This window comes from Mucilaginibacter sp. dw_454 (assembly GCF_018449775.1).
Taxonomy (GTDB): Bacteria; Bacteroidota; Bacteroidia; order Sphingobacteriales; family Sphingobacteriaceae; genus Mucilaginibacter.
Genome location: NZ_JAAVVB010000003.1, coordinates 667,517 through 692,402, shown reverse-complemented (window position 1 = coordinate 692,402; position 24,886 = coordinate 667,517). Strand labels below are relative to the sequence as shown.

Annotated in this window: 23 protein-coding genes, 1 tRNA gene and 1 pseudogene; 14 read left to right on the top strand and 11 right to left on the bottom strand. The window is 40.8% G+C overall.

The genetic code is table 11. The features are described 5' to 3' along the window. The 7 genes and pseudogenes from HB679_RS13395 to HB679_RS13365 form a co-directional block, all read right to left on the bottom strand. A pseudogene (locus HB679_RS13395) lies at positions 1–243 on the bottom strand (DUF5008 domain-containing protein); the annotation flags it as partial. A gap of 158 nt (positions 244–401) precedes the next feature. Further along, a complete protein-coding gene (locus tag HB679_RS13390; protein ID WP_214072484.1) occupies positions 402–1,679 on the bottom strand; it encodes a hypothetical protein in 1,278 nt (425 codons plus the stop codon). Positions 1,680–2,028: 349 nt separating this feature from the next. After that, entirely contained in the window at positions 2,029–3,219 is a 1,191-nt protein-coding gene (locus tag HB679_RS13385) for a phosphoglycerate kinase (protein WP_214072483.1), read from the bottom strand. 104 nt (positions 3,220–3,323) lie between these two features. Next, positions 3,324–3,758: a GNAT family N-acetyltransferase gene (locus HB679_RS13380; RefSeq protein ID WP_214072482.1), complete on the bottom strand. Its 435-nt coding sequence runs from the start codon at positions 3,756–3,758 to the stop codon at positions 3,324–3,326. Further along, entirely contained in the window at positions 3,755–4,750 is a 996-nt protein-coding gene (gap, locus tag HB679_RS13375) for a type I glyceraldehyde-3-phosphate dehydrogenase (protein WP_214072481.1), read from the bottom strand. Before gap ends, HB679_RS13380 begins: the two co-directional genes overlap by 4 nt. Positions 4,751–4,851: 101 nt before the next feature. After that, on the bottom strand, positions 4,852–5,955 hold the full coding sequence (locus HB679_RS13370; RefSeq protein WP_214072480.1) for an MraY family glycosyltransferase: 1,104 nt from the start codon (positions 5,953–5,955) through the stop codon (positions 4,852–4,854). Positions 5,956–6,060: 105 nt separating this feature from the next. Beyond that, entirely contained in the window at positions 6,061–6,807 is a 747-nt protein-coding gene (locus HB679_RS13365; protein WP_214072479.1) for a glycosyltransferase, read from the bottom strand. Between the two features lie 95 nt (positions 6,808–6,902). Between HB679_RS13365 and HB679_RS13360 the strand changes: the two genes are divergently transcribed. The 10 genes from HB679_RS13360 (at position 6,903) to HB679_RS13315 (ending at position 17,731) form a co-directional block, all read left to right on the top strand. Then, the gene (locus HB679_RS13360; protein ID WP_214072478.1) at positions 6,903–7,685 is read left to right on the top strand and encodes a polysaccharide biosynthesis/export family protein; all 783 of its coding nucleotides are present in this window, start codon (positions 6,903–6,905) and stop codon (positions 7,683–7,685) included. Continuing rightward, a complete protein-coding gene (locus HB679_RS13355; RefSeq protein WP_214072477.1) occupies positions 7,686–10,127 on the top strand; it encodes a tyrosine-protein kinase family protein in 2,442 nt (813 codons plus the stop codon). Between the two features lie 16 nt (positions 10,128–10,143). Then, complete coding sequence (locus tag HB679_RS13350) at positions 10,144–10,659, top strand: UpxY family transcription antiterminator (RefSeq protein ID WP_214072476.1); 516 nt, start codon at positions 10,144–10,146, stop codon at positions 10,657–10,659. A gap of 140 nt (positions 10,660–10,799) precedes the next feature. Continuing rightward, positions 10,800–12,587: an asparagine synthase (glutamine-hydrolyzing) gene (gene asnB / locus HB679_RS13345; protein WP_255547604.1), complete on the top strand. Its 1,788-nt coding sequence runs from the start codon at positions 10,800–10,802 to the stop codon at positions 12,585–12,587. Beyond that, the gene (locus HB679_RS13340; protein WP_214072474.1) at positions 12,580–13,710 is read left to right on the top strand and encodes a glycosyltransferase family 4 protein; all 1,131 of its coding nucleotides are present in this window, start codon (positions 12,580–12,582) and stop codon (positions 13,708–13,710) included. Before asnB ends, HB679_RS13340 begins: the two co-directional genes overlap by 8 nt. Next, positions 13,694–14,557 carry an ABC transporter permease gene (locus HB679_RS13335; RefSeq protein ID WP_214072473.1) on the top strand — a complete coding sequence of 288 codons (864 nt, stop codon included), beginning with the start codon at positions 13,694–13,696 and terminating at the stop codon, positions 14,555–14,557. Before HB679_RS13340 ends, HB679_RS13335 begins: the two co-directional genes overlap by 17 nt. Positions 14,558–14,591: 34 nt before the next feature. Then, entirely contained in the window at positions 14,592–15,740 is a 1,149-nt protein-coding gene (locus HB679_RS13330; protein ID WP_214072472.1) for a glycosyltransferase, read from the top strand. Positions 15,741–15,782: 42 nt separating this feature from the next. Beyond that, on the top strand, positions 15,783–16,655 hold the full coding sequence (locus tag HB679_RS13325) for a glycosyltransferase family 2 protein (RefSeq protein WP_214072471.1): 873 nt from the start codon (positions 15,783–15,785) through the stop codon (positions 16,653–16,655). Continuing rightward, positions 16,639–17,193 carry an archaeosortase/exosortase family protein gene (locus tag HB679_RS13320; RefSeq protein WP_214072470.1) on the top strand — a complete coding sequence of 185 codons (555 nt, stop codon included), beginning with the start codon at positions 16,639–16,641 and terminating at the stop codon, positions 17,191–17,193. The genes HB679_RS13325 and HB679_RS13320 overlap by 17 nt, the downstream gene beginning before the upstream one ends. Next, a complete protein-coding gene (locus HB679_RS13315) occupies positions 17,180–17,731 on the top strand; it encodes a WcaF family extracellular polysaccharide biosynthesis acetyltransferase (RefSeq protein WP_214072469.1) in 552 nt (183 codons plus the stop codon). Before HB679_RS13320 ends, HB679_RS13315 begins: the two co-directional genes overlap by 14 nt. On the opposite strand, the gene obgE is transcribed toward HB679_RS13315, so the two are convergent. The 4 genes from obgE to HB679_RS13295 all read right to left on the bottom strand — a co-directional run bounded on the left by obgE (position 17,728) and on the right by HB679_RS13295 (position 20,057). Continuing rightward, positions 17,728–18,729, bottom strand: coding sequence for a GTPase ObgE (obgE, locus tag HB679_RS13310; protein WP_214072468.1), 1,002 nt, complete (start codon positions 18,727–18,729; stop codon positions 17,728–17,730). The genes HB679_RS13315 and obgE overlap by 4 nt on opposite strands. A 101-nt stretch (positions 18,730–18,830) precedes the next feature. Next, positions 18,831–19,403, bottom strand: coding sequence for an adenylate kinase (locus tag HB679_RS13305; protein ID WP_214072467.1), 573 nt, complete (start codon positions 19,401–19,403; stop codon positions 18,831–18,833). A 54-nt stretch (positions 19,404–19,457) separates the two neighbouring features. Continuing rightward, a tRNA-Arg gene (locus HB679_RS13300) sits at positions 19,458–19,534 on the bottom strand. 61 nt (positions 19,535–19,595) lie between these two features. Continuing rightward, positions 19,596–20,057, bottom strand: coding sequence for a peroxiredoxin (locus tag HB679_RS13295; RefSeq protein WP_214072466.1), 462 nt, complete (start codon positions 20,055–20,057; stop codon positions 19,596–19,598). Between the two features lie 113 nt (positions 20,058–20,170). On the opposite strand from HB679_RS13295, the gene HB679_RS13290 reads away from it, so the two are divergent. From HB679_RS13290 to atpC, 4 genes are all read left to right on the top strand, one after another. Continuing rightward, positions 20,171–21,781: a TlpA disulfide reductase family protein gene (locus HB679_RS13290; protein WP_214072465.1), complete on the top strand. Its 1,611-nt coding sequence runs from the start codon at positions 20,171–20,173 to the stop codon at positions 21,779–21,781. Positions 21,782–21,819: 38 nt separating this feature from the next. Beyond that, complete coding sequence (locus tag HB679_RS13285) at positions 21,820–22,806, top strand: NAD(P)H-quinone oxidoreductase (protein ID WP_214072464.1); 987 nt, start codon at positions 21,820–21,822, stop codon at positions 22,804–22,806. A gap of 234 nt (positions 22,807–23,040) precedes the next feature. Further along, the gene (gene atpD / locus HB679_RS13280) at positions 23,041–24,546 is read left to right on the top strand and encodes a F0F1 ATP synthase subunit beta (RefSeq protein WP_214072463.1); all 1,506 of its coding nucleotides are present in this window, start codon (positions 23,041–23,043) and stop codon (positions 24,544–24,546) included. A gap of 81 nt (positions 24,547–24,627) precedes the next feature. Beyond that, positions 24,628–24,876 carry an ATP synthase F1 subunit epsilon gene (gene atpC / locus HB679_RS13275; protein WP_214072462.1) on the top strand — a complete coding sequence of 83 codons (249 nt, stop codon included), beginning with the start codon at positions 24,628–24,630 and terminating at the stop codon, positions 24,874–24,876. The last annotated feature ends 10 nt before the right edge of the window (positions 24,877–24,886 follow it).

The following is a 24,886-nucleotide window of genomic DNA, read 5'->3' as shown; positions in this document are numbered from 1 at the left end:
GATCTTGGCCAGCTGGCCATTAAATAAAAACTGCAGTTTATTTTTATACGGTAACAGCCCCGTAGCATTGATGCTTACTATCGTGCCCTCGCCGCCTGATGCCGGCACCGGTATTTGCTGAGGATCTGAAACTATGCCCAATGGCGCTTTCGCATCTGCATAAGGATCTGGGAAAACTGTTTGTGATTTCTTGCAACTGCTTACCAATAGAGCGGCAAATAAAATAAGTATTAGATTCTTCATGGTTTATATGAATTATGGTCTTTTTATACATCATCGTATCGGTTTTTAAAAACGTTGGGTACTCCATGCATTTTTTTAATTCACCTTGTTGCTTAAAATATGTAAACAAAAAAAGCCCCGGTTGCCCGGAGCTTTTTGCTTTAAACTTTTAACAGGGGTTAGTTAGTTTTCTCCCTCATTGCCCATTCAGAGATCTGGAATAACGATTGACTTGAACTACCTGTACCTACTTGTAATATTACCAATCTATAACCGGTATAAGCAGTTGTATTTACAAAGTCAAATTCTTTTTGCTGATAATTGGTTGTCCAATCCTGATCCTCACGAACATCCAACTGCACCCAAACCGCATCTGGATTTGGCGCTTTTATAGGGCCATTAGGGCCGGTTGTTGTAATATATGGATTTGGATCAAGCGTAGCTTCCAGTTTAAAATCGCGCGGGTCACGATCCTGATAAAGCTTAGAGTCATTGGCAGATATCATAGTATATGCGTTTGATACAGTTGGCTTAGCCGGACACCAGTATAATGACGGATAATAATTGTTAGTAGCATCGACATACGACGTCATCTTAGTTAAAACCGAGCCATCCAGGATTTTGGCAAAAGTCTCTCCTGCAGAAATCTGGCCATCATAATATCCTGAAGCCGTAGGCCAATATGGAAACAACACATCATGTGCAAGGTCAAAAACAACCGGTGGCGGTGGTATGTAGGTCATGTCTGCAACATAATCATCAAACCCAAATACATGGTCATTTCCTAACAAATGCACATAACCATTCTTGGTTTTGATATTAACCGAGGTAGTTTGCGCTATTGACCAAAAGGCTGTAAATAAGCTTCTTTTTGTGTCGGCAAAATTGATAGTTTCAACGCCTCCATTCTCAAAACCTTCTGCGTTAGCAAAAACGCGCTGACCGTGCATTGGGTAACCGCCGCGTACAGAATTGATAGTCAGGCCATCGCCTACTGCAAAATCATTAGCTACATATAAGCCTCTGATAATATACTTAGATACCAACGTATCCAAAGCCATGCTATCTCGTCTGGCCTTATCAATATCACTAGCATTGGTAAGCCCTACAGATCCGGCGACTATCTGGCTTAAATAAAGCGGGGGCTGCCCCTTGGATTTAAGCAACGTATTTAAATTTGAAACCGCCAGTTGGAAACTTGCATTTGACGGTGCAAACAACGTAACTGAGCTGTCAACCAAAATTGTTTTCATTCCGGGAAACTTATCTACAAGCATTGTTAATGAGTCGTAAACCCCGGTTTTACTTTTCAAATAATCGTAAGTGGTCAAATTAGACGTATTTACCACAGGTGTGGAGTTGTAATCACCTTTCTCGGGCTTACAACCGGTTTGAAATATTGCGGCAATAAAAGCTATTGCCACAGCGTACTTAGCAAGTAAAATTGTTTTTTTCATTTGATAATGATTTAAAGTAAAAAGTTGATATACGTGTATATAAACAGGCGGTGGGGGCCGGCTATAATTGGCGTCGCAATTGGTCTAAATCTTAGGGTGGATTTATATTATGCTACAACAGGTATTTAACCAATTTAGTACATTAGAATTCTCTAATGTGGATTAGAATTTTCTAATATCTAAGCCTGCCATATTCCTTTTTTAAAACATTGGCTACCAATATTTCAAAATATGCAGGTACATCAGTATAAAACCTGTAGTTGGAAATATTACAGACAAAAAAAGGCCCCGGTTGCCCGGAGCCTTTGATATTTTTATCCACCTTTCCTTCAAGAAAGGCAGTCTACGACTAGTCGTTTATTGCTTTAACACCTGGTAATTCTTTGCCTTCCATGTACTCTAACAAAGCGCCACCGCCTGTTGATACATAGCTTACTTGTTTGGTATAACCAAATTTGGAAACCGCAGCAGCAGAGTCGCCACCGCCTATTAGTGAAAATGCGCCGTTTTGGGTTGCTTTAACAACCGCATCGGCTATTGCTTTAGTGCCTACTGCAAACTTGTCCATTTCGAAAACCCCCATAGGGCCGTTCCAAAGAATAGTGCTTGATTTTTCGACTACTTCACTGAAAAGCTTAGCAGTTTCAGGGCCAATGTCTAAGCCCATCCAGTTATCGGGGATTTCGCCTGTTTTAGCAACGTTAGTATTAGCGGTTGGCGAGAAGTCGTCTGCAATTACATTATCTACAGGCAACAGCAGGTTTACGCCTTTATCTTTGGCTTTCTGGATAAGGCTCAAAGCCAGCTCCTGTTTATCCAATTCAACTAATGAGGTACCAATGTTACCACCACGGGCCTTGGCAAAGGTATAAGCCATGCCACCACCAATAATCAGGTTGTCAACTTTATCTAAAAGACGCTCTATCAGTTGAATTTTGTCAGACACCTTTGAACCACCCATAATAGCGGTGAATGGTTTTTCGGCATGATTTAATATTTTTTCGGCATTTGCCAGTTCGCTTGCCATTACATAACCAAAGTATTTGGCATCAGGGAAAAACTGGGCTATGATAGAGGTAGAAGCATGTGCACGGTGTGCAGTACCAAAAGCATCGTTTACATAAACATCGCCCAAAGCTGCCAGTTTTTTGGCAAACTCAACGTCGCCTTTTTCTTCTTCTTTGTAAAAACGAAGGTTCTCTAACAACAATACCTCGCCGCTTGAAAGCGCTTTAGCCTTCGCTACAGCTTGTTCGCCAATACAATCGTCAGCAAATTCAACTTGCTGGCCCAACAGATCAGACAAATTAGGTATTACGTGTTTTAAAGAATCTTTCTCATTGGGGCCATTTTTTGGTCTGCCCAGGTGCGACATCAGGATCACTGCGCCACCATCAGTTAAAATTTTCTTGATGGTTGGAATAGCTGCTGTTAAACGGTTATCGTCAGTAACATTATTATGCTCATCCAACGGAACATTAAAATCCACGCGGATAAGCGCCTTTTTGCCGGTAAACTTAATTTGATCTATAGTTTTCATGCTTTTCAGTCTCAATTAAAAGTCCGCCAAATTGAACATTTAATTCTGAAATCGAAACCGAAAATTAAAAAAAGACACTTTAAGTAAGTAAATACTTATACCGTTTACATTATCTTAACATACATAGCATGGTGCGGACCAATGCCTGGTATATCAAATTCGGGCGATACAATCTCAAACCCTATATTCTGATAAAACCTTAAAGCTTTTTTGCGTGCATGGCACCACAGGTAGTTAGCTCTTTGTTCGCCCAGATAAACCAATCCAAAGTTCAATAATTTGGTGCCTATACCCTGCCCTCTAAACTTTTCAGATGTTGCCATACCGCGCACCTGATAGCCTTCGCCTTTAAACTGTGCGTAGCTTTGCGGATGAAATGAGGCAATGCTGGCCAATTCGCCTTTAATAAAATAACCTAAATGGAAATTGCCATCCAGTTTATCAGTGGGGAAACGGCATTCATTGGGTGTTAACCTGCCTTCGCGCAATACGGTATTTCTAAGCGCCAACAGTTCTTCTACGGATATAAATTTGATCATGTAAGTAAATGTATTTTTTCAACAAGGTCGGCCAAACGGCTCGAGTAGCCCATTTCATTATCATACCAGCCCACAACTTTTACCAGGCCGCCTACTATGGATGTTAGTTGGGCATCAAACACGCAACTATGGGTATTACCTACAATATCGGCAGATACTATAGGGTCTTCAGTATATTCTAATATGCCTTTCAGCTTGCCTTGTGCAGCATTCTTAAAAGCAAGATTAATTTCTGCTACAGTTGGCTGCGATTTAAGGATACAGGTAAAATCTGTCAGTGAACCATTTAATACAGGTACGCGTATTCCTGCTCCACCCAGCTTTCCTTCCAGATGCGGAAAAATAGAGGTTATTGCTTTGGCCGCGCCTGTAGTGGTAGGAATAATGGATGCCGATGCTGCACGTGCTCTGCGCAGGTCTTTGTGTGGTGTATCGTGCAGGCTTTGGTCGCCGGTCATAGAATGTACCGTGGTGATGTAGCCGTCTATAATTCCCCAGTTCTCATCCAGTATTTTAACCATGGCAGCCACATTGTTGGTGGTACATGAGGCGTTGGATAAAATATTGGCATTAAGGTTTATCTCGTCATCGTTAACCCCTAAAACAACTGTCGGGACATTTTTATCTGTCGATGGAGCGGATATGATCACTTTTTTTGCCCCGGCTGCCAAATGCAATTCTGCTCCGGCCCGCGAGGTAAATTTGCCTGTCGCTTCAATCACCAGGTCAATGCCTAAATCTTTCCAGGGTAGTTTTAAAGGATCGCGCTCAGCCAGAATTTTGATTTTATGATTACCGACGATGAGATACTCGTCGTCAAAAGACACTTCGCCGCCAAAACCGCGGTGCACAGAGTCATACTTAAACAGATGAGCCAGCGTGCCGGTATCAGTTAGATCGTTAATAGCCACAACCTCAATACCGGGTTTGGTTAAAATACGCCGCAAAAAAATACGGCCTATCCTGCCGAAACCGTTTATCGCAATTTTCATAGGGTGATAATAGTAGATAACGCAAAATTAACCAAAACAGTTTACCGCGCCTAAAATTAACACGTAAACAGACATAAAGGTTATAATTAGAATTGCTGAAATTAGATAAAAAGGTTACGCACAGCCACCGTTTCGCGTTCTTTAGATCTAAGGATGAAGGTAATGCTCCAGTTAAATAACATAGAGATAATGAAGATAATTGTAATTAAAGCAAAGTTGCCAATACTACCCAGCAAAAGTGCCAGCGCTATACAAACAAGGTTATAACCCGACAGAATCATGGTAGTTTGAAAATGGGTGTAACCCAACCTTAAAATGCGGTGATGGATATGGTTACGATCTGCAGCAAAAGGCGATATACCCTTCATGATACGGACAAAGAAAATACGAATGGTATCAAAAATAGGCACTACCAATATAGCTACCGTTAAAGCCGGGGTTGAGTTGAGATGAGGCGCACCAGACATAGTTAACTTAGTCAATTCAATTAATTTAATAGCCATAACTACAGATATTAAACCAATAAATAACGATCCGGTATCGCCCATAAAAATTTGAGCCGGGGTGATATTATATCTCAGGAAACCTAAAATGGCCCCTACCAATATTAAAGATATCACGGCATATTCATATTGGTGAATGTAAAAAAACAAGGCTGCAAACGCCAGGTTAGCTAAAATGCCGGTTATGCCTGCTAAACCGTCAATGCCATCAATTAAATTAAAAGCATTTATTACCATGATAATTACCAACACCGATAAAGCAGAACTAATTACAAAAGGCAACTCGTATATTCCGAAGACGCCATACATGCTGGTTAAACGGATATCGCCCAACACTACTAAAATTAATGCTACTACAAACTGAACCATGAATTTAGTGCTGGAGTTGACACCGGAAAGATCGTCTTTAAGCCCCATTATAAACAAGATTATACTTGCGGTAAGTAAGTATCCAACAGGGAAATCTCTATCTATAATAGTGAAAACCAACGCAGTAACACTATAACTAACAAAAATGGCTACACCACCCAAACGAGGTATACCATGATCATGTTGTTTACGGAAATGACCTATATCGTCATATAAATGCCTGGAACGGGCAACGTGTAAAATAGAAGGAATGGCAATTATTGAAAGTAAGGCAGCAAAAATAATGACACACAAATAATACAGTATCTGATAATGAGCAAATATCTCCGGCATGTAGTAGTTAAGTTGAAACATATAAGTCAACGACCAAATGTATTAATAGTGAATGTATTACGATAAATATATTTTTAACTTATTAACAATTATTCAGCCTTTTCTTTAAACATACTGAAAAACCTTTCTTAATGGTTTAAAAACAATGCCCAATAGTGGCAAGATGACCCCATTTTTCCTCATCGCTTTGTAATCATTTTTCCAGGCTTTTAGTCTGGAGAAATAATTTTTGTTACTAGCACCACCTGTGGTCATATTAACCATTGTTTTACTAAGGTAATGAGCATCTAGCTTGTTGAAATGCAAAAATCTAAGCATCAATTCATAATCTGCTGCAGTGCCGTACCCTAAATCGTAACCCCCTAATTTCTCAAAAACAGCGCGCTTACAGTAAAACGTTGGATGGGGCGGCATCCAGCCCCAATTAAACATTCCATACTTATAACTACCAGAGGTCCATTTACGTAAAACTGCTCCGTTAGGTTTCAAATAGTTTAAATCTCCAAAAACAACGTCCGTATTCTTATTGATAAAAGCCGTTGCCACCAGATTCAATATATCATCGGCAGCAAAAAAATCATCCGCATTCAATATCCCTATTACGTTGCCGGCGGCCATTTGGATGCCTTTGTTCATGGCATCATAAATTCCATTGTCTGGTTCTGATATAAAATGGGTAATGTTAGCGGCGTATTGGCTTATTATTTGTACTGTATTATCGGTTGATGCACCATCAATTACAATGTATTCAAGGTTGTCATAATTTTGTGCAATAACAGATTCAATACAGCGGCCAATTGTATTTTGAGCATTACGGGTTACTGTAATTAAAGAAATTTTTAGCTGCTGCACTTCTGAAAAAATACGCCGGTTATAAGGACAAATTATGTAGTTTTGGGATATTGCCGATAGTATGGCATTACCAAAGCCGATTTTTATTAAATGTTATGCGCTATTTAGCAGTTATATACTTGTTTGCCGGAATCCTTTTAACATCATGTTCTTATAAGCAAGATCAATCTTTGTTTGAGCAAAAGGGTCAGACTACTGATATTAAACCAATTGACAAGGCAAATATAGCTAATTATCATATCAGGGCGGAGGATATTTTGCAGATCACCAACATGAACAACAACAAAAGCATCGTTGATGTATCCGCCGGTACTGCAGTGAGCGCGCCGGCGACACTAAGTAGTCAGGCTTCAATAGAAGTTGGAAACACCTATACTGTTGATGATGACGGCACTATCGCCCTGGCCGGATTGGGCCGCGTGCAGGTTGCTGGTTTAACCCGTATAGAGGCCAGAAAACACATAGAAGAACTATACGCCAAAGAATTAAAACAACCATTGTTAGAAGTAAAGATCATCAACCTTAAAGTTAACATAACCGGCGAGGTGAAAGCACCAGGCGTTGTACCTCTAATAAAGGACCATACTACCCTAATTGATGTACTGGGCCAGGCGGGTGGATTGACAGAAAAATCTGACGAGAAAACGGTAAAAATTATCCGTACAGACCAAAATGCTAAAGTGGACGTATTGGACCTGAGCGACCTGAAAATATTGGGCGATCCGCGGATAATGGTGCAAAACAATGATATTGTGTACGTTGCCCAAAATCGCAAAGCAATAAAAAATGCCAATATTCAAAACTTTTTCACCAATGCTCAACCTTTTTTGCTGTTGATCAATACTACATTAATAATTTTCACACTCTTGCGCAGATAAATGGAAGAGCTTGCCAAAACTCAAACAAATCAAAAACTACCCCACCAGGAATTTGACTATTATAAAATAGGTAAAATACTGTTAAGCCGATGGTATTGGATTGTGGGTTCTATAGTAGTTTGTGTATTGGCTTCTAACTTATATCTCTGGTATACGCCGAAAATATATTCTACCTCGGCTATTATGAAATTTGAGGACAAGAAATCAGAAATAGGTGATTTAGTAGGCATGCCCGCTACATCTGATCGGGCAAGTGCTTCAAGAGTGCAAACCGAGACCTTTGTAATAACCAGTACGCCCCTTTTGTTGAACGCCATTAAGCAGCTTGATTATCGTATAAGTTTTTACGTAGTGGGCCGGGTACTTAACAGAACATCAGAATTGTATCCAAACAAACCATTGGATATCAAGATCTTAAAACTTGACTCTACTAATTTTTATCGGGACATTATAACGTTTAGGCCACTAAACAGAAACTCGTTCAAAATCAGCTATAAAGAAGGCGACAGAGAGGTACAAAAAACGTACGCCTATAATAACCCTTTTGTAATTGGAGCAACGGCGTTTAGTATAAATTACCCCGGCAATTTGTCTGGAAACTCACAGATATTGTTTAAGATAAATGCGCCCGAGGATCTGGTAAACCGAATACGTAGCGGTTTACAAACTAACGAACTTGCCAAAAACTCAAATATGCTGGCGCTACGCGAAACGGACATGAACCCTCAGTTTGCTGCCGATGCACTTAATGCGGTTACCAATGAATACCTGAGCTTTGACCGCGATCAACGATCAAAGTCAGCATCGCAGATGATTAGATTTATTGACAGCCAGCTAGAAATACTATCAAATGATGTAAAAGGCTCGGAGAATTCTATAAAAGAATATAAGCAGAGTAACAAGATGATGGACGTAAGTTCGGCGTCAGAACAGGTTATCAGCAAAGCGAAAGATATTGAATCTCAAATAAATTTATTGAAGATTGACCTATTGTCAATTGATCAGTTAAAGCAGGATATTATAAGAGGGAAGGATAACGTAAACCTGAACCTGGTTATCGGCGGTGGCACCGTTGATGCACAGTTAGGCAACTACGTTAACAGCTTAAACAATCTTTTATTATCAAAAACCAACTACTTAAAAACGTATAACACCACATCGCAGGTAATACAGGATATTGATAAGCAAATATTAGATGTAAAAAACAATGTAGTTAACAGTATTAACCTGTCGCAGCGGCTTATCCAAAATAAAATTAAATTTTTACAAGATCAGCTAAGCCCCGTAAATAAACAAATAGCGCAACTACCTGCTGCCGAACGTGATTTGGTTGGTTTAAAGCGCGATTTTGATGTTAACGATAAAGTTTATTCCTTTCTCTCTGAGAAAAAGATCGATCAGGAAATATTCAGAGCAGGTATTTTACCAGGTGCTACTATTGTTGATGAGGCACAGGCTAATTTTTCGCCTATCTCGCCGGATGAGCACGGCACCCATCAAAAAGCATTTATACTCGGTTTGGCTATAGGCTTAGGCGCTATTGTATTAATAAGGATCTTAAACCCTTACATTTATGATAAAGAAACGGTTGAAAGCCTCACCAATATCCCAATTATCGGTGTTATACGGAAATACCCTGACGAGATAGACGAATTTAGCACCCAAATCCTTGCTTTGAGCAAGCCTAAGTCGATATTTGCCGAATCAGTAAGATCAGTTCGTACTAACTTAAACTTCCTGGCATCCGAGAAAAAGAGTAAAGTAATTTGCATTACCTCAGAGGTAGCAGGCGAGGGTAAATCATTTGTAGCGGTTAACCTTTCAAGCACACTGGCACTCATTGATAAAAAAGTTATTTTAATTGGTGCAGATTTAAGACGATCAAAACTCCATAAAACGTTTCATGTACCTAACGATTTGGGGCTGAGCAGTTATCTTGCAAACCAGTGTGTTTTGGACGACATTATCAATCATTCCAACCAAAGCAACCTTGATTTTATTCCGTCCGGTCCCGTACCGCCAAATCCATCAGAATTACTGTATTCTGATAAGATGAAAGAATTAATTGCCACCCTGTCTGCAAAGTATGATGTGATTATGATAGACACCGCTCCTATCGGATTAGTATCAGATTCAGTACCATTAATCAGGATAAGCGATATCAATCTTTTTGTGATCCGCTCTGGTAAATCAAAATTTTATGCCGCAACTGTGCCCCAGCGTATAGCGCAAGAATACAATTTAAATAACACAGTTATTGTGTTAAATGCCTTCGCACAAGATTTGCTTCATTCAAGATATTATACCACCAAGGCAACCGGCGACACTAATGGTAAGTACTACTATTATTCTGATTATACCGGTTATGAAAGTTCAGGCTATTATTTAGATAACGAAAACGAGCGTAAATGGTGGCAATTTTGGCGCAGGTTTAAAAAGTAAGGTACGCTGGTAACTTATGGATCAAATAAAAAATCCGGGCACTTACCGGTGGTATCCGGTCTATACTAACGCAAGGGCCGAGAAAAAAGCACACCAGGCTTTACTGAGTAAAGGCATCGAAGCTTACTTACCCCTGCAAAAACAACTCAAGCAATGGAGCGACCGGAAAAAGTGGGTTGAGGAGCCGTTGATCAAATCTTATATATTTGTTTATATCACAGATTTGCAGCGAACAGAGGTTTTAATGACCAAAGGTATTGCACGGTTTCTTTATTTTTCTGACAGGATAGCATCAATGCCCGATAAACAGATCAATGATTTGAAGCTGCTGATGGCGAGTGCGTATGAACTAACGGTAACCGAAGAAAATTTGCAGCCCGGCGAAAAGATCCTGATTAAAGCCGGACCACTTAAGGGTATGATTGGCGAAATAATTTCTCATCGTACACAAAAACAATTGATTTTAAAACTCGAAAACCTGGGGTATTCTGTAATAGTTAACATAGCTGCAGAGTTAATTGACAGATTTTAGCTATTATAGCTCATTGTAGGTTAGGCCTGCCTGTGCATGCCTGACATTTTATGCCGTGGTGTTTTTAACAAACACCTTTAACTAATAAGTTTAAACGCCCATGTAACTTACGGGGCGAAGCTATAACCAGAGTCCAGAATATGTGTAGAATTGCGGGGATAATTTCTAATAAGTTGAGCCATGACCAACGGCACAATATGGTATCGTTAATGTGCGATGCGCTTAAGCATGGTGGCCCTGACGACGAAGGTATATATTCGGCTGATGACGTTAATCTAACATTTGGCCACCGGCGGTTATCTATTATTGATTTGACGACCAACGGACATCAGCCCATGACAGATGTTAACCGAAAAGCCTGGATAACTTACAATGGCGAAATTTATAATTACCCCGAACTGCGCAGTCAACTTATCAAAGAGGGCGCCACATTTCATTCTGATACCGATACCGAAGTAATTGTTCAGGCCTATTTATATTGGGGTACCAAAGCATTTTCAATGCTGCGGGGCATGTTTGCTTTTGCTTTGTACGATGCGGGCAAAGCCCTAACCTACCTGGTGCGCGATACCACCGGGATTAAACCATTATATTACCATATTGATGGCGGTCAGCTTAGTTTCGCCTCGGAAGTTAAAGCTATAAAAGCTGCAGGCATAACAATGCAGGAAAACCCACAATGGGCCATTAAATTTTTGGCCTATGGGCATATACCCGAACCCTATACAACGCTAAACAATGTATACAGCCTGGTTAAGGGCGAGATGCTATGCTGGAACCATCAAAACAGTAGCGCCGTTATTAGCGCATATGGCACAACGGCCCGAGGCACGGCAATTACCAATCTGGCTGATGCACATGCAGCCATTGAGCATAGCTTAAAAACAGCCGTAAAGCGCCAATTGATAGCCGATGCGCCAATTGGTGTTTTTTTAAGTGGCGGTATCGACTCGAGTCTGATCACACTGCTGGCCGAAGAGCAAAAACATCAGGATTTAAAAACCGTATCTATTTTCTTTGATGAAGATGCTTATGATGAACGTGCCTTTCAGCAAAAAGTTTTTGAACAAATAGGCGGCGAAAAATTTACGCACCTGGTGCGCCAGCAAGATTTTAATCAGTTTTTTCCGGATGCGCTTGACGCTATGGATATGCCAACTACAGATGGTATTAACAGTTGGTTTATCAGTAAATACGCCCATCAGGATGGTTTAAAAGCTGTATTGTCTGGCATTGGTGCCGACGAGCTTTTTGGTGGCTACCCTTCGTTTAACCGGATAGCTTATATCAAGTATTTACGGAGCCTGCCTAACACGCTTATTAAAACGTTTACTAACGTTGCTCCCGACCGGTACAAAAGGGCAATGTTTTTAACTCAAAAACATGCCATAGCCGATTATCTCTTTCTGAGAGGTTTATTTACACCGCCGGATATAGCCGCCCTATTAAATTGCGACGAAAGCCAGGTTTATCAAGCTTTGTTTAGCGACGAGGACAAATTAAACATTGAGTGCTACAATCAAGAAACGGCCTCATGGTTTGAAACCAATTTGTACATGCAAAACCAACTGCTGCGCGATACAGATATTATGAGCATGAATCACGGATTGGAAGTGAGGGTTCCGTTTTTAGACGAAGATTTTCAGCAAACCGTCAACAGCATTGCGCCACAACTGAGATTTGCTAAAAATCAACCCAAAAAGATTTTAATTACTACCTTTAGGAATATTTTGCCTAAAGCAGTGTGGGACCGGCCTAAAATGGGGTTTAGTTTTCCATTACAACAATGGATGAGAAATCACCCGGCTATTACCGATTTAAACTTATACAACAGCAATAAAGGTAAAAGTATTATAACCCTATTTAATAAAAACAAAATTCACTGGTCAAAAGCGTTTGCGCTTTACCAGATACAACGTCATGTCTAAACGCATAGTACTTTTTACCTTGCAGACTTTTAGTACCACCGGTGGTATTCAAAAAATGACGCGCACTTTGGCCAACTCACTACAGAGTGTAGCGGCATTGCACAATTGGGATTTCAAGCTATGGTCTGTATATGATAAGGATCAGGATTTAATGCCACGATACCTGTCATCAAAAAGATTTAAGGGCTTTAATGTAAAACGTAATGCGTTTGTATTTAAGGCCACTAAGGTTGTTAACAATGCTGATGTAGTTATTATAAGCCACGTTAACATGGCGGTAATAGGCCTTATTACCAAATTTATAAATCCTAAATGCGAGCTTTGGTTAATTGCACATGGTATAGAAGTGTGGCGGCCACTATCGAGAGCACGAAAGATGTTTTTAAAAAAATGCGACAAGATCGTCTGCGTAAGTAATTTTACCAAGCAAGAAATGATTAGGTGGCACGGTATAGACCCGGATAAATGCGTAGTACTTAATAACGCTGTCGACTCATTTATGATACCGCCTACCAGCTTTGATAAGCCTAAACAGCTGCAACAAAAATATCATCTTGACGATGACGATATTGTATTATTTACGCTAACGCGATTGGCTGCCAGCGAACAATATAAAGGTTATGAGCAGGTAATTAAGATTTTAGGCAACTTAAAAGCTAAGATCCCTTCTTTAAAATATATATTGTCTGGCCAGTATGATGATACAGAAGAGGCACGCATTAAACAAATGCTAAGGCAATACCACGTTGAGGATATGGTGATTTTAACCGGGTTTGTAGATGAAACAGAACTGGCCGACCATTTTTTGCTGGCCGATTTATTTGTTTTACCAAGTAAAAAAGAAGGCTTTGGCATTGTGTTTATCGAAGCAATGTCATGCGGATTGCCGGTTGTTTGCGGTAAAGTTGATGGTAGCATGGATGCCATCCGTAATGGCGAATTAGGAAAAGCCATCAATCCGGACGATTTGGATGAATTGGAAGATATTTTGGAACAATACTTAAAGAAACCATTAACTGCAGCTGCCAGGCAAGATCTGCAAGAACAATGCTTGCAATATTTTAATCAGGACCTATATACCCATAAGCTGAATCAATTATTAATAGATGAGCCAGTTTACTGAAGATCATTGGGATATTGAAATTTCGGCTAAAAACGAAATTTTCAGCCTGAAGTTAAAGGACGTATGGCAATACCGCGATTTGCTGTTGCTTTTGGTACGCAGGGATTTTGTGGCCTTTTATAAACAAACTATTTTGGGGCCGCTTTGGTTTTTTATCCAGCCTATCATCACTACGGTGACGTATACACTTGTTTTCAGCAATTTGGCAGGCATACCTACTGATGGCGTGCCGGCGCCGTTATTTTACCTTGCGGGTATAACTTTATGGAATTACTTTTCTGATTGTATTACCAAAACTTCAACCGTATTTAAAGATAATTCGGCCATGTTTGGCAAGGTATATTTCCCACGGTTAATTATGCCTTTAAGTGTGGTATTGTCAAACCTAGTGCGTTTTGGCGTGCAGTTTATTTTGTTTGTTTTGGTATTAATTTATTATGATTTTAAAGGCTTGTCTATTACCCCTAACTTATCGGCACTGCTTTTTCCGCTTTTAATATTAATGGTTGCCATCCAGGGCCTGGGCTTGGGCATGATCGTATCGGCGGTAACCACCAAATACCGCGACCTGGCCTTTGTGGTAACTTTTGGCGTACCCTTATTAATGTATGCAACACCGGTTATCTACCCGCTTTCAGTTGCTTTAGCTAAATATCCTAAATATGCCGGCATCATCAAATACAACCCCATTACCGGTATATTAGAAACCTTCAGATATGGTTTTTTCGGCAAAGGCAGCTTTAGCTGGGAGCTGCTGGGCTACAGTTGCAGCATGACTATTATGCTGTTTTTATTGGGTACCTTCATTTTTAACCGCGTCGAGAAAACTTTCGTCGACACGATATAGGTTTGCATTTCAAGGTACCATTTCAAAGAATTTCTTGAAAATACTACAAATAAACGCTTCTTATAAACCCGCCTTCATTTATGGCGGCCCCACTATGTCGGTTGGCAAGCTGTCAGAAGAGCTGGTTAAAGCAGGTGTCGATGTGGAGGTGTTTACTACCACAGCCAATGGCGCTACAGAGTTACCGCTTGCACTTAATCAATCTGCCATGCTTGAGGGCGTTAAAGTAACTTACTTTAAACGCATTACTAAAGATCATACGCACCTATCCCCCGCGTTATTAAGCGCATTATGGCGCAATGCTAAACAATATGATGTAATACATATCCATGCCTGGTGGAACCTGGTATCTGTGTTGTCGGCGCTAATAGCATTTGTTAAAAGGGTGCCTGTTATTATATCGCCGCGGGGCACTTTAAGTGCTTACTCATTTGATTATAAGAATAGCGGCCTTAAAAAGCTATTGCATAGCATACTGGGCAAACCATTGTTAAACAGCTCATATATTCACGCCACCTCTCCTGCCGAGCAGCATTCGCTGGCAAAGATCACCAAACCAAAAGCTTTTTTTGATATACCCAACTTTGTGAGCCTGGCTCCATCGGTAAAGCAAAAAGCTGATGATGGGACAGTTTTAAAACTGCTGTTCTTTTCAAGGATAGACGAGAAAAAAGGGCTGGATATTTTGTTGCATGCGCTGCCGCATATCACAAAACCCTACCATTTAACCATTGCCGGCAACGGCGATGAAAGTTATATAGACGTTTTAAAAAAAATAACGCATTATAACGGCACCGAAAAAAAAGTTAACTGGATTGGCTTCCAGCACGAAAAAAAATTCAACGTCCTGGCAGATCATGATTTAATGGTTCTGCCTTCGCACAACGAAAACTTTGGTAATGTAGTAATAGAAAGCCTGAGCGCCGGCACGCCGGTATTGATAAGCAATGAGGTGGGCCTGGCCGATTATGTGTTAAACAAACAACTCGGCTGGATCTGCCAGACAAACCCCGAATCCATAGCCGGTACGATCAATCAAATTGCTGATGACCGGCAAAAACTACAACAAATAAGCACCGATGCCCCTGCCATTATCCACGCAGATTTTGATGATGACAAATTAGCTCAGCGCTATATTAATATGTATCAACAAGTTATCAATAAAACATCAAAACAAAGGTGATTTTTCAATTGATTACCTTTACAAACATTCAATTACGTCAATTTGAGCGCACCTTACTCATTTATAGTTTTAACTTATAACGAAGAGCTGCATTTGCCGCGTTTCTTAAAGTCGATAGCCGGTTTAGAAGCACCGGTTTTTGTTATCGACTCGGGCAGTACAGATGCTACCTTAAGTATTGCCGCAGCGTATGGCGCACAGGTGTTTTATAACCCGTTCCAAAATCACCCCATGCAATGGGATTTTGCTTTGAACAATTGTCCTGTACAAACTCCATGGGTAATTTGCCTGGATGCAGATCAGATAGTCACATCCGAATTAAAGAAGCGCTTATTAAATTTCAAAGACGATGATTTTGCGGGCATCAACGGCATTTACTTTAACCGTAAAAACTTTTTTAAAGGCCGCTGGATAAAGCATGGCGGCTATTATCCGTTCTATTTATTAAAGATGTTCAGGTTTGGTGTTGGCTACTCTGACATTACCGAAAAAATGGACCACCGCTTTGTAGTAACCGGCAAGACCGAGGTATGGAAAAACGGGCATATATTGGAAGAGAATTTAAAGGAAAACCAAATCAGCTTTTGGATTGAAAAGCACAACCGTTACAGCGATTTAGTGGCACAACAAGAAGTAGAGCGTATGCAATCAGGTTTGACGCAAACAGAGCGACCTGCATTTTGGGGTTCGCCAAATGAACGTAAGGCCTGGTTTAAAAAAATATGGTTCAAATTGCCCAGGTATGTGCGCCCAGCGCTTTATTTTACGCAACGTATGACTTTGCAGTTGGGTATTTTAGATGGTCGTACCGGCGTAATTTTCCATTTTTTGCAAGGTTTTTGGTTCAGATTAATTGTCGACATAAAAATTGACGAATTATTAAAACAACAAAAAAATAATGGCCAGCCACAATAGCCCTTTACGTTTCGCAATTCTTTTTATAGGCCTGTTTTTGGCGTTTTATTATTTTAACATTGGCTTTTTTGGTATTACCAGCCCGGGTAAAGTTTACAGCCCTTTTCTTGCAAACCATTTGAACTATATAGCAGTTTTACGCAGTTTTTTACTTTGGTGCAGTGCAGCAATTTTAAAATGTTTTGGTTTCGCGGTGATAACTAATGACAACAGCTTACTACTGGCTGGTCACGGTGAAATTACCTTGGTTTATACTTGCCTGGGCTTGGGTGTATTGAGTTTTTTTGGTGCATTTGTTATTGCTTACCCTAAACCAATCGGGGCCAGACTCATTTTTTTAGTGGCAGGGATTTTGGGTATTCAGTTTTTGAATATTCTGAGGTTTGTAGTACTAGCCATATTTTGGGATAAGAAAAGTAACCATATAGTTGATCACCATACTATTTTTAATGTATTGATTTACATAATCATTGGCATAAGCTTGTATTTTTGGGTAACGGCCGATGCTGGCCACAAAACAAATCATGTCAAAAACTGATCTCAAATTTTATAACAATCACCCCTATCATCCCGGTGGTGGTATGATTAAAAGATTGCTATGGCATTATGTAAATGGCTTTGTATTTAAAACCAGCTTATTCCCGGTATACGGTATTAAGGCGGCCCTGTTACGTTTGTTTGGAGCAAAGGTGGGTGCCAATGTCCAGATCAAACCTAACGTCAACATTAAATATCCATGGTTACTCACTATTGGCGATGAAGTTTGGATTGGCGAGCAGGTTTGGATAGACAACCTGGTGATGGTAACTATTGGCGCTAATGTTTGCCTGTCGCAAGGGGCGACTATATTAACCGGCAGCCACAATTATAAAAAGACTTCGTTTAACCTGATAACCGGATCGGTTATCTTTGAGGATGGGGTGTGGATAGGTGCCAAGGCAGTAGTAAACCAAGGGATTACTGTAGGATCGCACACGGTATTGACCACCGGCTCCATCGCCACAAAAAACCTGGAACCACATAGCATTTATCAAGGCAATCCCGCCGTGAAGATACGCGACCGCGTAATTGGTTAGTTATTGGCTATGATCTCGTGCCAAAGCAAATCCTTCAACACATCAATATTTTTCTGAGCCACTGATGAAATGAATACCGAGGGGATATCCTTAGGTACTTGTGCTTTCATTTCGGCAATTAACTCATCATCCAGCATATCAGACTTGGTCACAGCCAAAACACGCGGCTTGTGCATTAGTTCAGGATTGTATTCGTTGAGCTCTTTTAAAAGGATATCATACTCCTGCTGAATAGTGCGGGCCGTATCGGCAGGCACCATAAATAACAATACTGCGTTACGCTCTATATGTTTCAGAAAACGGATACCCAGTCCCTTCCCTTTTGATGCTCCTTCGATAATTCCCGGGATATCAGCCATCACAAAAGATTTATTATTTCTGTAGGCCACTATACCCAGGTTAGGCACCAAGGTAGTAAAGGCATAGTCAGCAATCTCAGGCTTAGCTGCAGATACCACCGAAAGCAAGGTTGATTTACCCGCGTTAGGGAAACCTACCAAACCAACATCGGCCAGGATCTTTAACTCTAATATATTCCAAACCTCTTCGCCTTCCTCGCCTGGTTGGGCAAAGCGCGGCGTTTGGCGGGTTGCGCTTTTAAAGTTAGCGTTACCTAAGCCACCGCGGCCGCCGTTGGTTAAAATGCGGGTTTCGCCATCAGTATTAATCTCGAACAGAATCTCGCCTGTTTCTGCATCGCGGGCTATTGTACCCAGCGGAACTTCCAGTATTTCATCACGGCCGGTTTTGCCCGAGCTTAATGAACTACCGCCAGAATCGCCATCGCCGGCTATAACGTGTTTACGGAATTTTAAGTGAAGTAAGGTCCACAATTGGGCATTACCCTGAACAATGACATGGCCGCCACGACCGCCATCGCCACCATCTGGCCCACCCATCGAGGTATGTTTATCGCGGTGCAAATGTGCCGAACCAGCCCCTCCCTTACCAGAGCGGCAGCATATCTTCACATAATCAACAAAATTTGAACCTGACATTTTTCTTTGGGTTTTTAGTCCGAAAGTCGGAAAGTCCGTAAGTAATATATCTTGAACGATAACAAACGTACGGACTTTCTGACTTTCCGACTTGCGGACTATTAATATGAAGTTACAACAGCGTCAATGCCGGCCGAGATCTCATCGATAGTACCTATGCCGTTAATGCTTTTAAACTTGTTTTGATCTTTATAGAAACCTGCAACCGGTGCAGTTTTTTCATTGTATTCTTTAATTCTTTTACGGATAACTTCCGGGTTAGCGTCATCAGAGCGGCCAGAATCTTTACCTCTCAATAATAACCGGTGCTCTAACTCGTCATCATTTACCTCTAAAGCTATCATGCCTGATATAGCAGATTTTTTGCTCTTCAGTAAATCATCCAGCGCAGAAGCTTGTGCTACCGTACGCGGAAAGCCATCGAAAATAAAGCCTTTAGCATTTTTATTGGCATCCAGTTTATTGCTGATCATACCTATAACAACGGCATCGGGCACCAATAATCCCTCATCCATCAGTTTTTTTGCTTCAAGACCAAGTTCTGTCCCCTGGCTAATTTCGCCGCGAAGCAAATCACCGGTCGACAAGTGGATCAAGCCGTAATGTTCGATAAGTTTTTGTGATTGAGTACCTTTCCCAGCTCCGGGCGGGCCAAATAACACTAAGTTAAGCATGTGCGTTTTAAAATTAAAAGCCTTCCGGTTTGTATACTGAAAGGCTTAACTTACTGGTGCACTTGTAGGGATTCGAACCCCAAACCTTCTCATCCGTAGTGAGATGCTCTATCCAATTGAGCTACAAATGCGTTTTTTAATGGACTGCAAAAATAGGATTTCTTTTTAAAAGTCCTTAAAATATTTTCAAATTTACTTTACTATCTCCGCAATGGCCGCAAAATCAGGCAAATCGCCTGCAGATTCCAATACCTCGGCATAAATAATTTGCTGGTTTTCGTCGATAACAAAGGCCGCGCGTTTAGATACCCCCTTTAATCCGAATACAAATTCGGCGTAAATAGCACCATAAGCTGTGGATACCTCTTTGTTAAAATCAGAAAGCAGATCAAACTGGTAATTATTCTCTTCTTTAAACTTAGCCAGCGTAAAAGGCGAGTCGACAGAAATACCCAGTATAGTAGCGTTCAAGCCTTCATAATAACCAAAACTATCGCGCATGGTACACAATTGCGTGGTACAGGTACCGGTAAAAGCCATGGGGAAGAAATGGATAACTACTTTTCGACCTTTGAAATCGGCCAATGAAACTTCTTTTAATGCTGATGAATATAGAGTAAACTGTGGTGCCGGTTGGCCTATTGTTAATGACATGGTGGAATGTTTTTTAATTAGTACAAAGAAATAATATTTAAGCACATCAACTGCAACCGGCCTGTAATAATTAACATTTTCGCTATATTTAATTCGATTTAAACCTTAATCTAATGATAAAGAAACTCATTCCCGCTTTTGCTTTGCTGTTGGCCGCCATTAGCAGTAGCAGCGGACAAAATGCAAAAGTTAATATTGTTACGTACAATGGTACCAGTAAAAACTACATTTATGTTACCCAGACCTTACCCGTTCCGCAATATTTTGATAAAAACTATTTGATAGATGAGAAAACCCAGGTAAGAAATGCAACTATCGAATTTACATTAAAGCAACCGCTTGCATTTACACTCTACTATAATACGGACAATGACAGATCGAAATATAAAAGCTATAACCTGTATATTTCGCCCGGCGATAATGTCACCTTAAAAGCCGACTTACAAAAACCCAGGGACATTGTTACAGTAACGGGCAAAGGCAGTGCAAATAATCAGTTTCTGGAAAGCATTGGCGATATTGATGACGAAAAAATTTATGGAGATACGGTGCCTAATCGTATCATAGAGTTGGTAAACCAAACGGCTGCTGTTAATAAAAAACAACTTCAAGCCTACATTGCCAAATACAAGCCATCGGCCGATTTTATTAAAAAGCAGCAATACGAGGCGATATACTTTGCAGCTTTAAACTACTATAGCTTTAAGGAGAATAACAAATACAGTATACAGAAAGCCTACAAGCATACAAAACCCTTGTGGCAGGCGCTGCAAGACAGTTTATTTATTACTGCCGGTATCCAGGCAAATAAGTTAACAGGCAAAATTAGCAAGCCTGCTATTAAAACTAACGACCCTGATGAGCGGGAAGAATTTGCAATTAAAAGCTTGAACAATGACGATGTACTGATAGCCGGCAATTACCAGTTACTTATGCGTATTGCTTTATTAAGAATTAAAGAAAGCTTATGGGATAAATTTGAAAACAACCCCGACAAATTTTACAGGAAATGGTATGATACAGATGCCAAAAATGGCAAGAAATTATTTGAAGATGACAGGCAAAATTTGCTTAAAGAAAAAATAATTAAAGCTTATTTTACTGGTCAAACAGCCGAATTTTTGTATGCCGTTTTACTTAATCAAGCTAAAGACGAAAGCGACCCTAAAAATATACCGGCAATATTTCATCGATTTAAAGAGCAATATCCACAGAGCAAATTCATTAGTCAATATGAGCCATTTGTTGCCAACATTATTAAAAAGGATTCATTACCGTTAACCGACAAAATGATTTTTACGCCCAACAATGGAACAAAAATTCAGAATCTGGATGAAATATTGGCGCTAGCTAAAGGCAAAACTGTTTTAGTTGATATGTGGGGTACCTGGTGCGGCCCCTGCCGTCAAGAGATCGAGAAAAACTCGGCGGCTATTAAGGAGCACTTTAAGGACAAGGGACTCAACTATTTTTATGTGGCAAACGACGACTTAGGCAACGAAGAAAACTGGAAAAAACTGATAGCCTACTTTCATATGGAGGGCACGCATATTTTAGCTGCAGAAAAGTTAACCGACGACATTATGGCTAAAGTTAAAAGCAATAGTTATCCAACTTATTTCATTATAAAAAAAGACGGCACTTACGAGCTTTCAAAAGCCGGTTATCCGATGAATCGCGAGGTATTGATTAAACAACTGGAAGAAGCGTTAGCTATACAATAAACAATCAAACAATCTAAATACCGGCTAGTTATAACAGCATGAAAGCCATCGTCATCACCAAACCCGGTGCACCCGAAGTTTTGCAGATTATCGAAAGACCCATCCCTGCTTATAGCCCTGATGAGGTATTGGTAAAAGTAGCAGCCGCAGGCGTGAACCGGCCCGATGTGGCCCAGCGTAAAGGCAACTATCCGCCACCGCCCAATGCGCCGCAGGACATCCCCGGTTTGGAAATAGCCGGAACCGTTACTGAGGTCGGTGACAATGTTAAGCGATGGAAAGTTGGCGATAAAGTTTGTGCGCTGGTTATTGGGGGTGGCTATGCAGAATATTGCAATGTGCCCGAAGGTCAGTGTCTGCCGATACCTGATGACTTGAGTTTGATTGAAGCGGCATCTTTACCCGAAACCTTTTTCACCGTTTGGAGTAATGTGTTTGATCGTGGTAAGTTACAGCCGGGCGAAAGCTTACTTATTCATGGCGGTTCAAGTGGTATCGGCGCTACCGCTATCCAAATGGCAAAGGCGCTAGACAGCAAAGTTTATGTGACAGCAGGCAGCGATGAGAAATGTGCGTTTTGTAAATCACTAGGGGCCGATGAAGCGATCAATTATCGAACTCAGGACTTTGTTACTGAACTGAATCGTATCACCGACAAAAAAGGCGTCGATGTAATATTAGATATGGTTGGTGGAGACTATACGCCGCGCAATCTGAAAGTTTTGGCCGAAGAAGGCAGGTTGGTTTTGATCAATACCATGCAAGGCAAAGATGTACAGATTGATCTATCCATTGTGATGCGCAAACGGATCAACATAACCGGCTCCATGCTCAGATCAAGAAGCGTGGAGTTTAAGGCCGCTGTTGCCGCATCGCTCGAAAAAAATATCTGGCCATTAATAGCTTCCGGGAATATCAAACCGGTGGTTAACGCGGTGTTCGCAGCACACCAGGCTACCGACGCCCATGCACTGATGGAAAGCAGTGAGCATACCGGCAAAATAGTGTTGCGTTTTGATGCGTAACGTTATATTCTTAAACAGCTATATATTAATTACTTATAAACAATCGTCGGCTTTTTCAAAAATAATCCTGGATAACTCATAGTATACGCCGGTTTTAATAATGATAAGGGCAAAAAAATCTTGCTTTAAGTATTTTAATATTCTATTATAAATCTTAACTTTGCGCCCTGAAATAGCGCGAAAAGGTTTCAAACTATTTTAACAACGTATATTTAAAAAATTACCCGGTTATATATGCCAAACATTGGAAAAATATCACGGATCATCGGTCCGGTAGTAGACGTTAGCTTTGCAGAGAATGCACATCTTCCTAAAATTTACAGTGCGCTTGAGATCACCAAAGAAAATGGCCAAAAGGTTATTTTAGAGGTGCAGCAGCACTTAGGCGAGGACCGCGTACGTGCGGTTGCGATGGATTCGACAGATGGTTTATTACGTGGCATGCCAGTTCTTGATTTAGAGTCGGCAATTAAAATGCCTGTAGGCGACAACGTAAAAGGCCGTGTGTTTAACGTAGTAGGTGATGCTATTGACGGTATTGCTAACTTAGATAAAACCAATGGCAGGCCTATCCACGCTGCTCCTCCGCGTTTTGAGGATCTGGCAACAGAGGCTGAGGTATTATTTACCGGTATTAAAGTGATTGACTTATTAGAGCCTTATGTAAAGGGTGGTAAAATTGGATTGTTTGGTGGTGCCGGTGTAGGTAAAACTGTATTGATCCAGGAACTGATCAACAATATCGCGAAAGCATATGATGGTTTATCGGTATTTGCCGGTGTGGGTGAGCGTACACGTGAAGGTAATGACCTTTTACGTGAGATGTTGGAATCAGGCATTATTAAATATGGCGATGCATTTATGCATTCAATGGAACAAGGTGGCTGGGATCTTTCTAAGATCGACCCGGAGGCTTTAAAAGACTCAAAAGCAACCTTCGTATTCGGACAAATGAATGAGCCTCCTGGTGCACGTGCACGTGTGGCGCTTTCTGGTTTAACTGTTGCTGAGTATTTCCGCGATGGTGATGCAGAAGGCAAGGGCCGTGATATATTATTCTTCGTTGATAACATCTTCCGTTTTACACAAGCCGGATCTGAAGTATCAGCGTTATTAGGTCGTATGCCTTCAGCGGTAGGTTACCAGCCAACTCTGGCAACAGAGATGGGTACCATGCAGGAGCGTATTACTTCAACCAAACGTGGTTCTATTACATCAGTACAAGCGGTATATGTACCTGCGGATGACTTGACCGACCCTGCGCCGGCCACAACCTTCGCTCACTTAGATGCTACTACGGTATTATCCCGTAAAATTGCTGAGTTAGGTATCTACCCTGCGGTGGATCCATTGGATTCGACTTCACGTATCTTAAGCCCGTCTATTTTGGGCGACGAGCATTATAACACTGCTCAACGCGTTAAAGAAACTTTACAACGTTACAAAGAGTTACAGGATATCATCGCCATCTTAGGTATGGATGAATTATCTGAAGAAGATAAATTGGTGGTGTCACGTGCACGCCGTGTACAACGTTTCTTATCTCAGCCTTTCCACGTAGCAGAGCAGTTTACCGGCTTAAAAGGTGTATTGGTTGATATTAAAGAAACCATTAAAGGCTTTAACATGATCATGGATGGCGAAGTAGATCAATATCCTGAAGCAGCATTTAACCTGGTAGGCAGCATTGAAGATGCTATTGAAAAAGGTAAAAAATTATTAGAAGAAGCAAATTCTTAATTAGAATCAAGAGACAAGAGTCAAGAATCAAGACAGTAAAATCTTGTATCTTGGTTCTTGACTCTTAACTCTCACAAAAACATGACATTAGAAATCCTTACTCCCGATAAAAAAATATACGAAGGCGAAGCTACTTCAGTGAGTCTTCCGGGCACATTGGGTTCTTTCGAGATCTTGAACCACCACGCTCCTATTATCTCAACCCTGCAAGACGGTAAGTTAACCGTACGCGGCGGCGGTAAAGAAGAAGTTTTCTACATTAAAGGTGGTGTTGTTGAGGCGCTGAATAACGTAGTTACCGTTCTTGCTGAAGGCATTGAGCAACACTAATCTCTTTTAA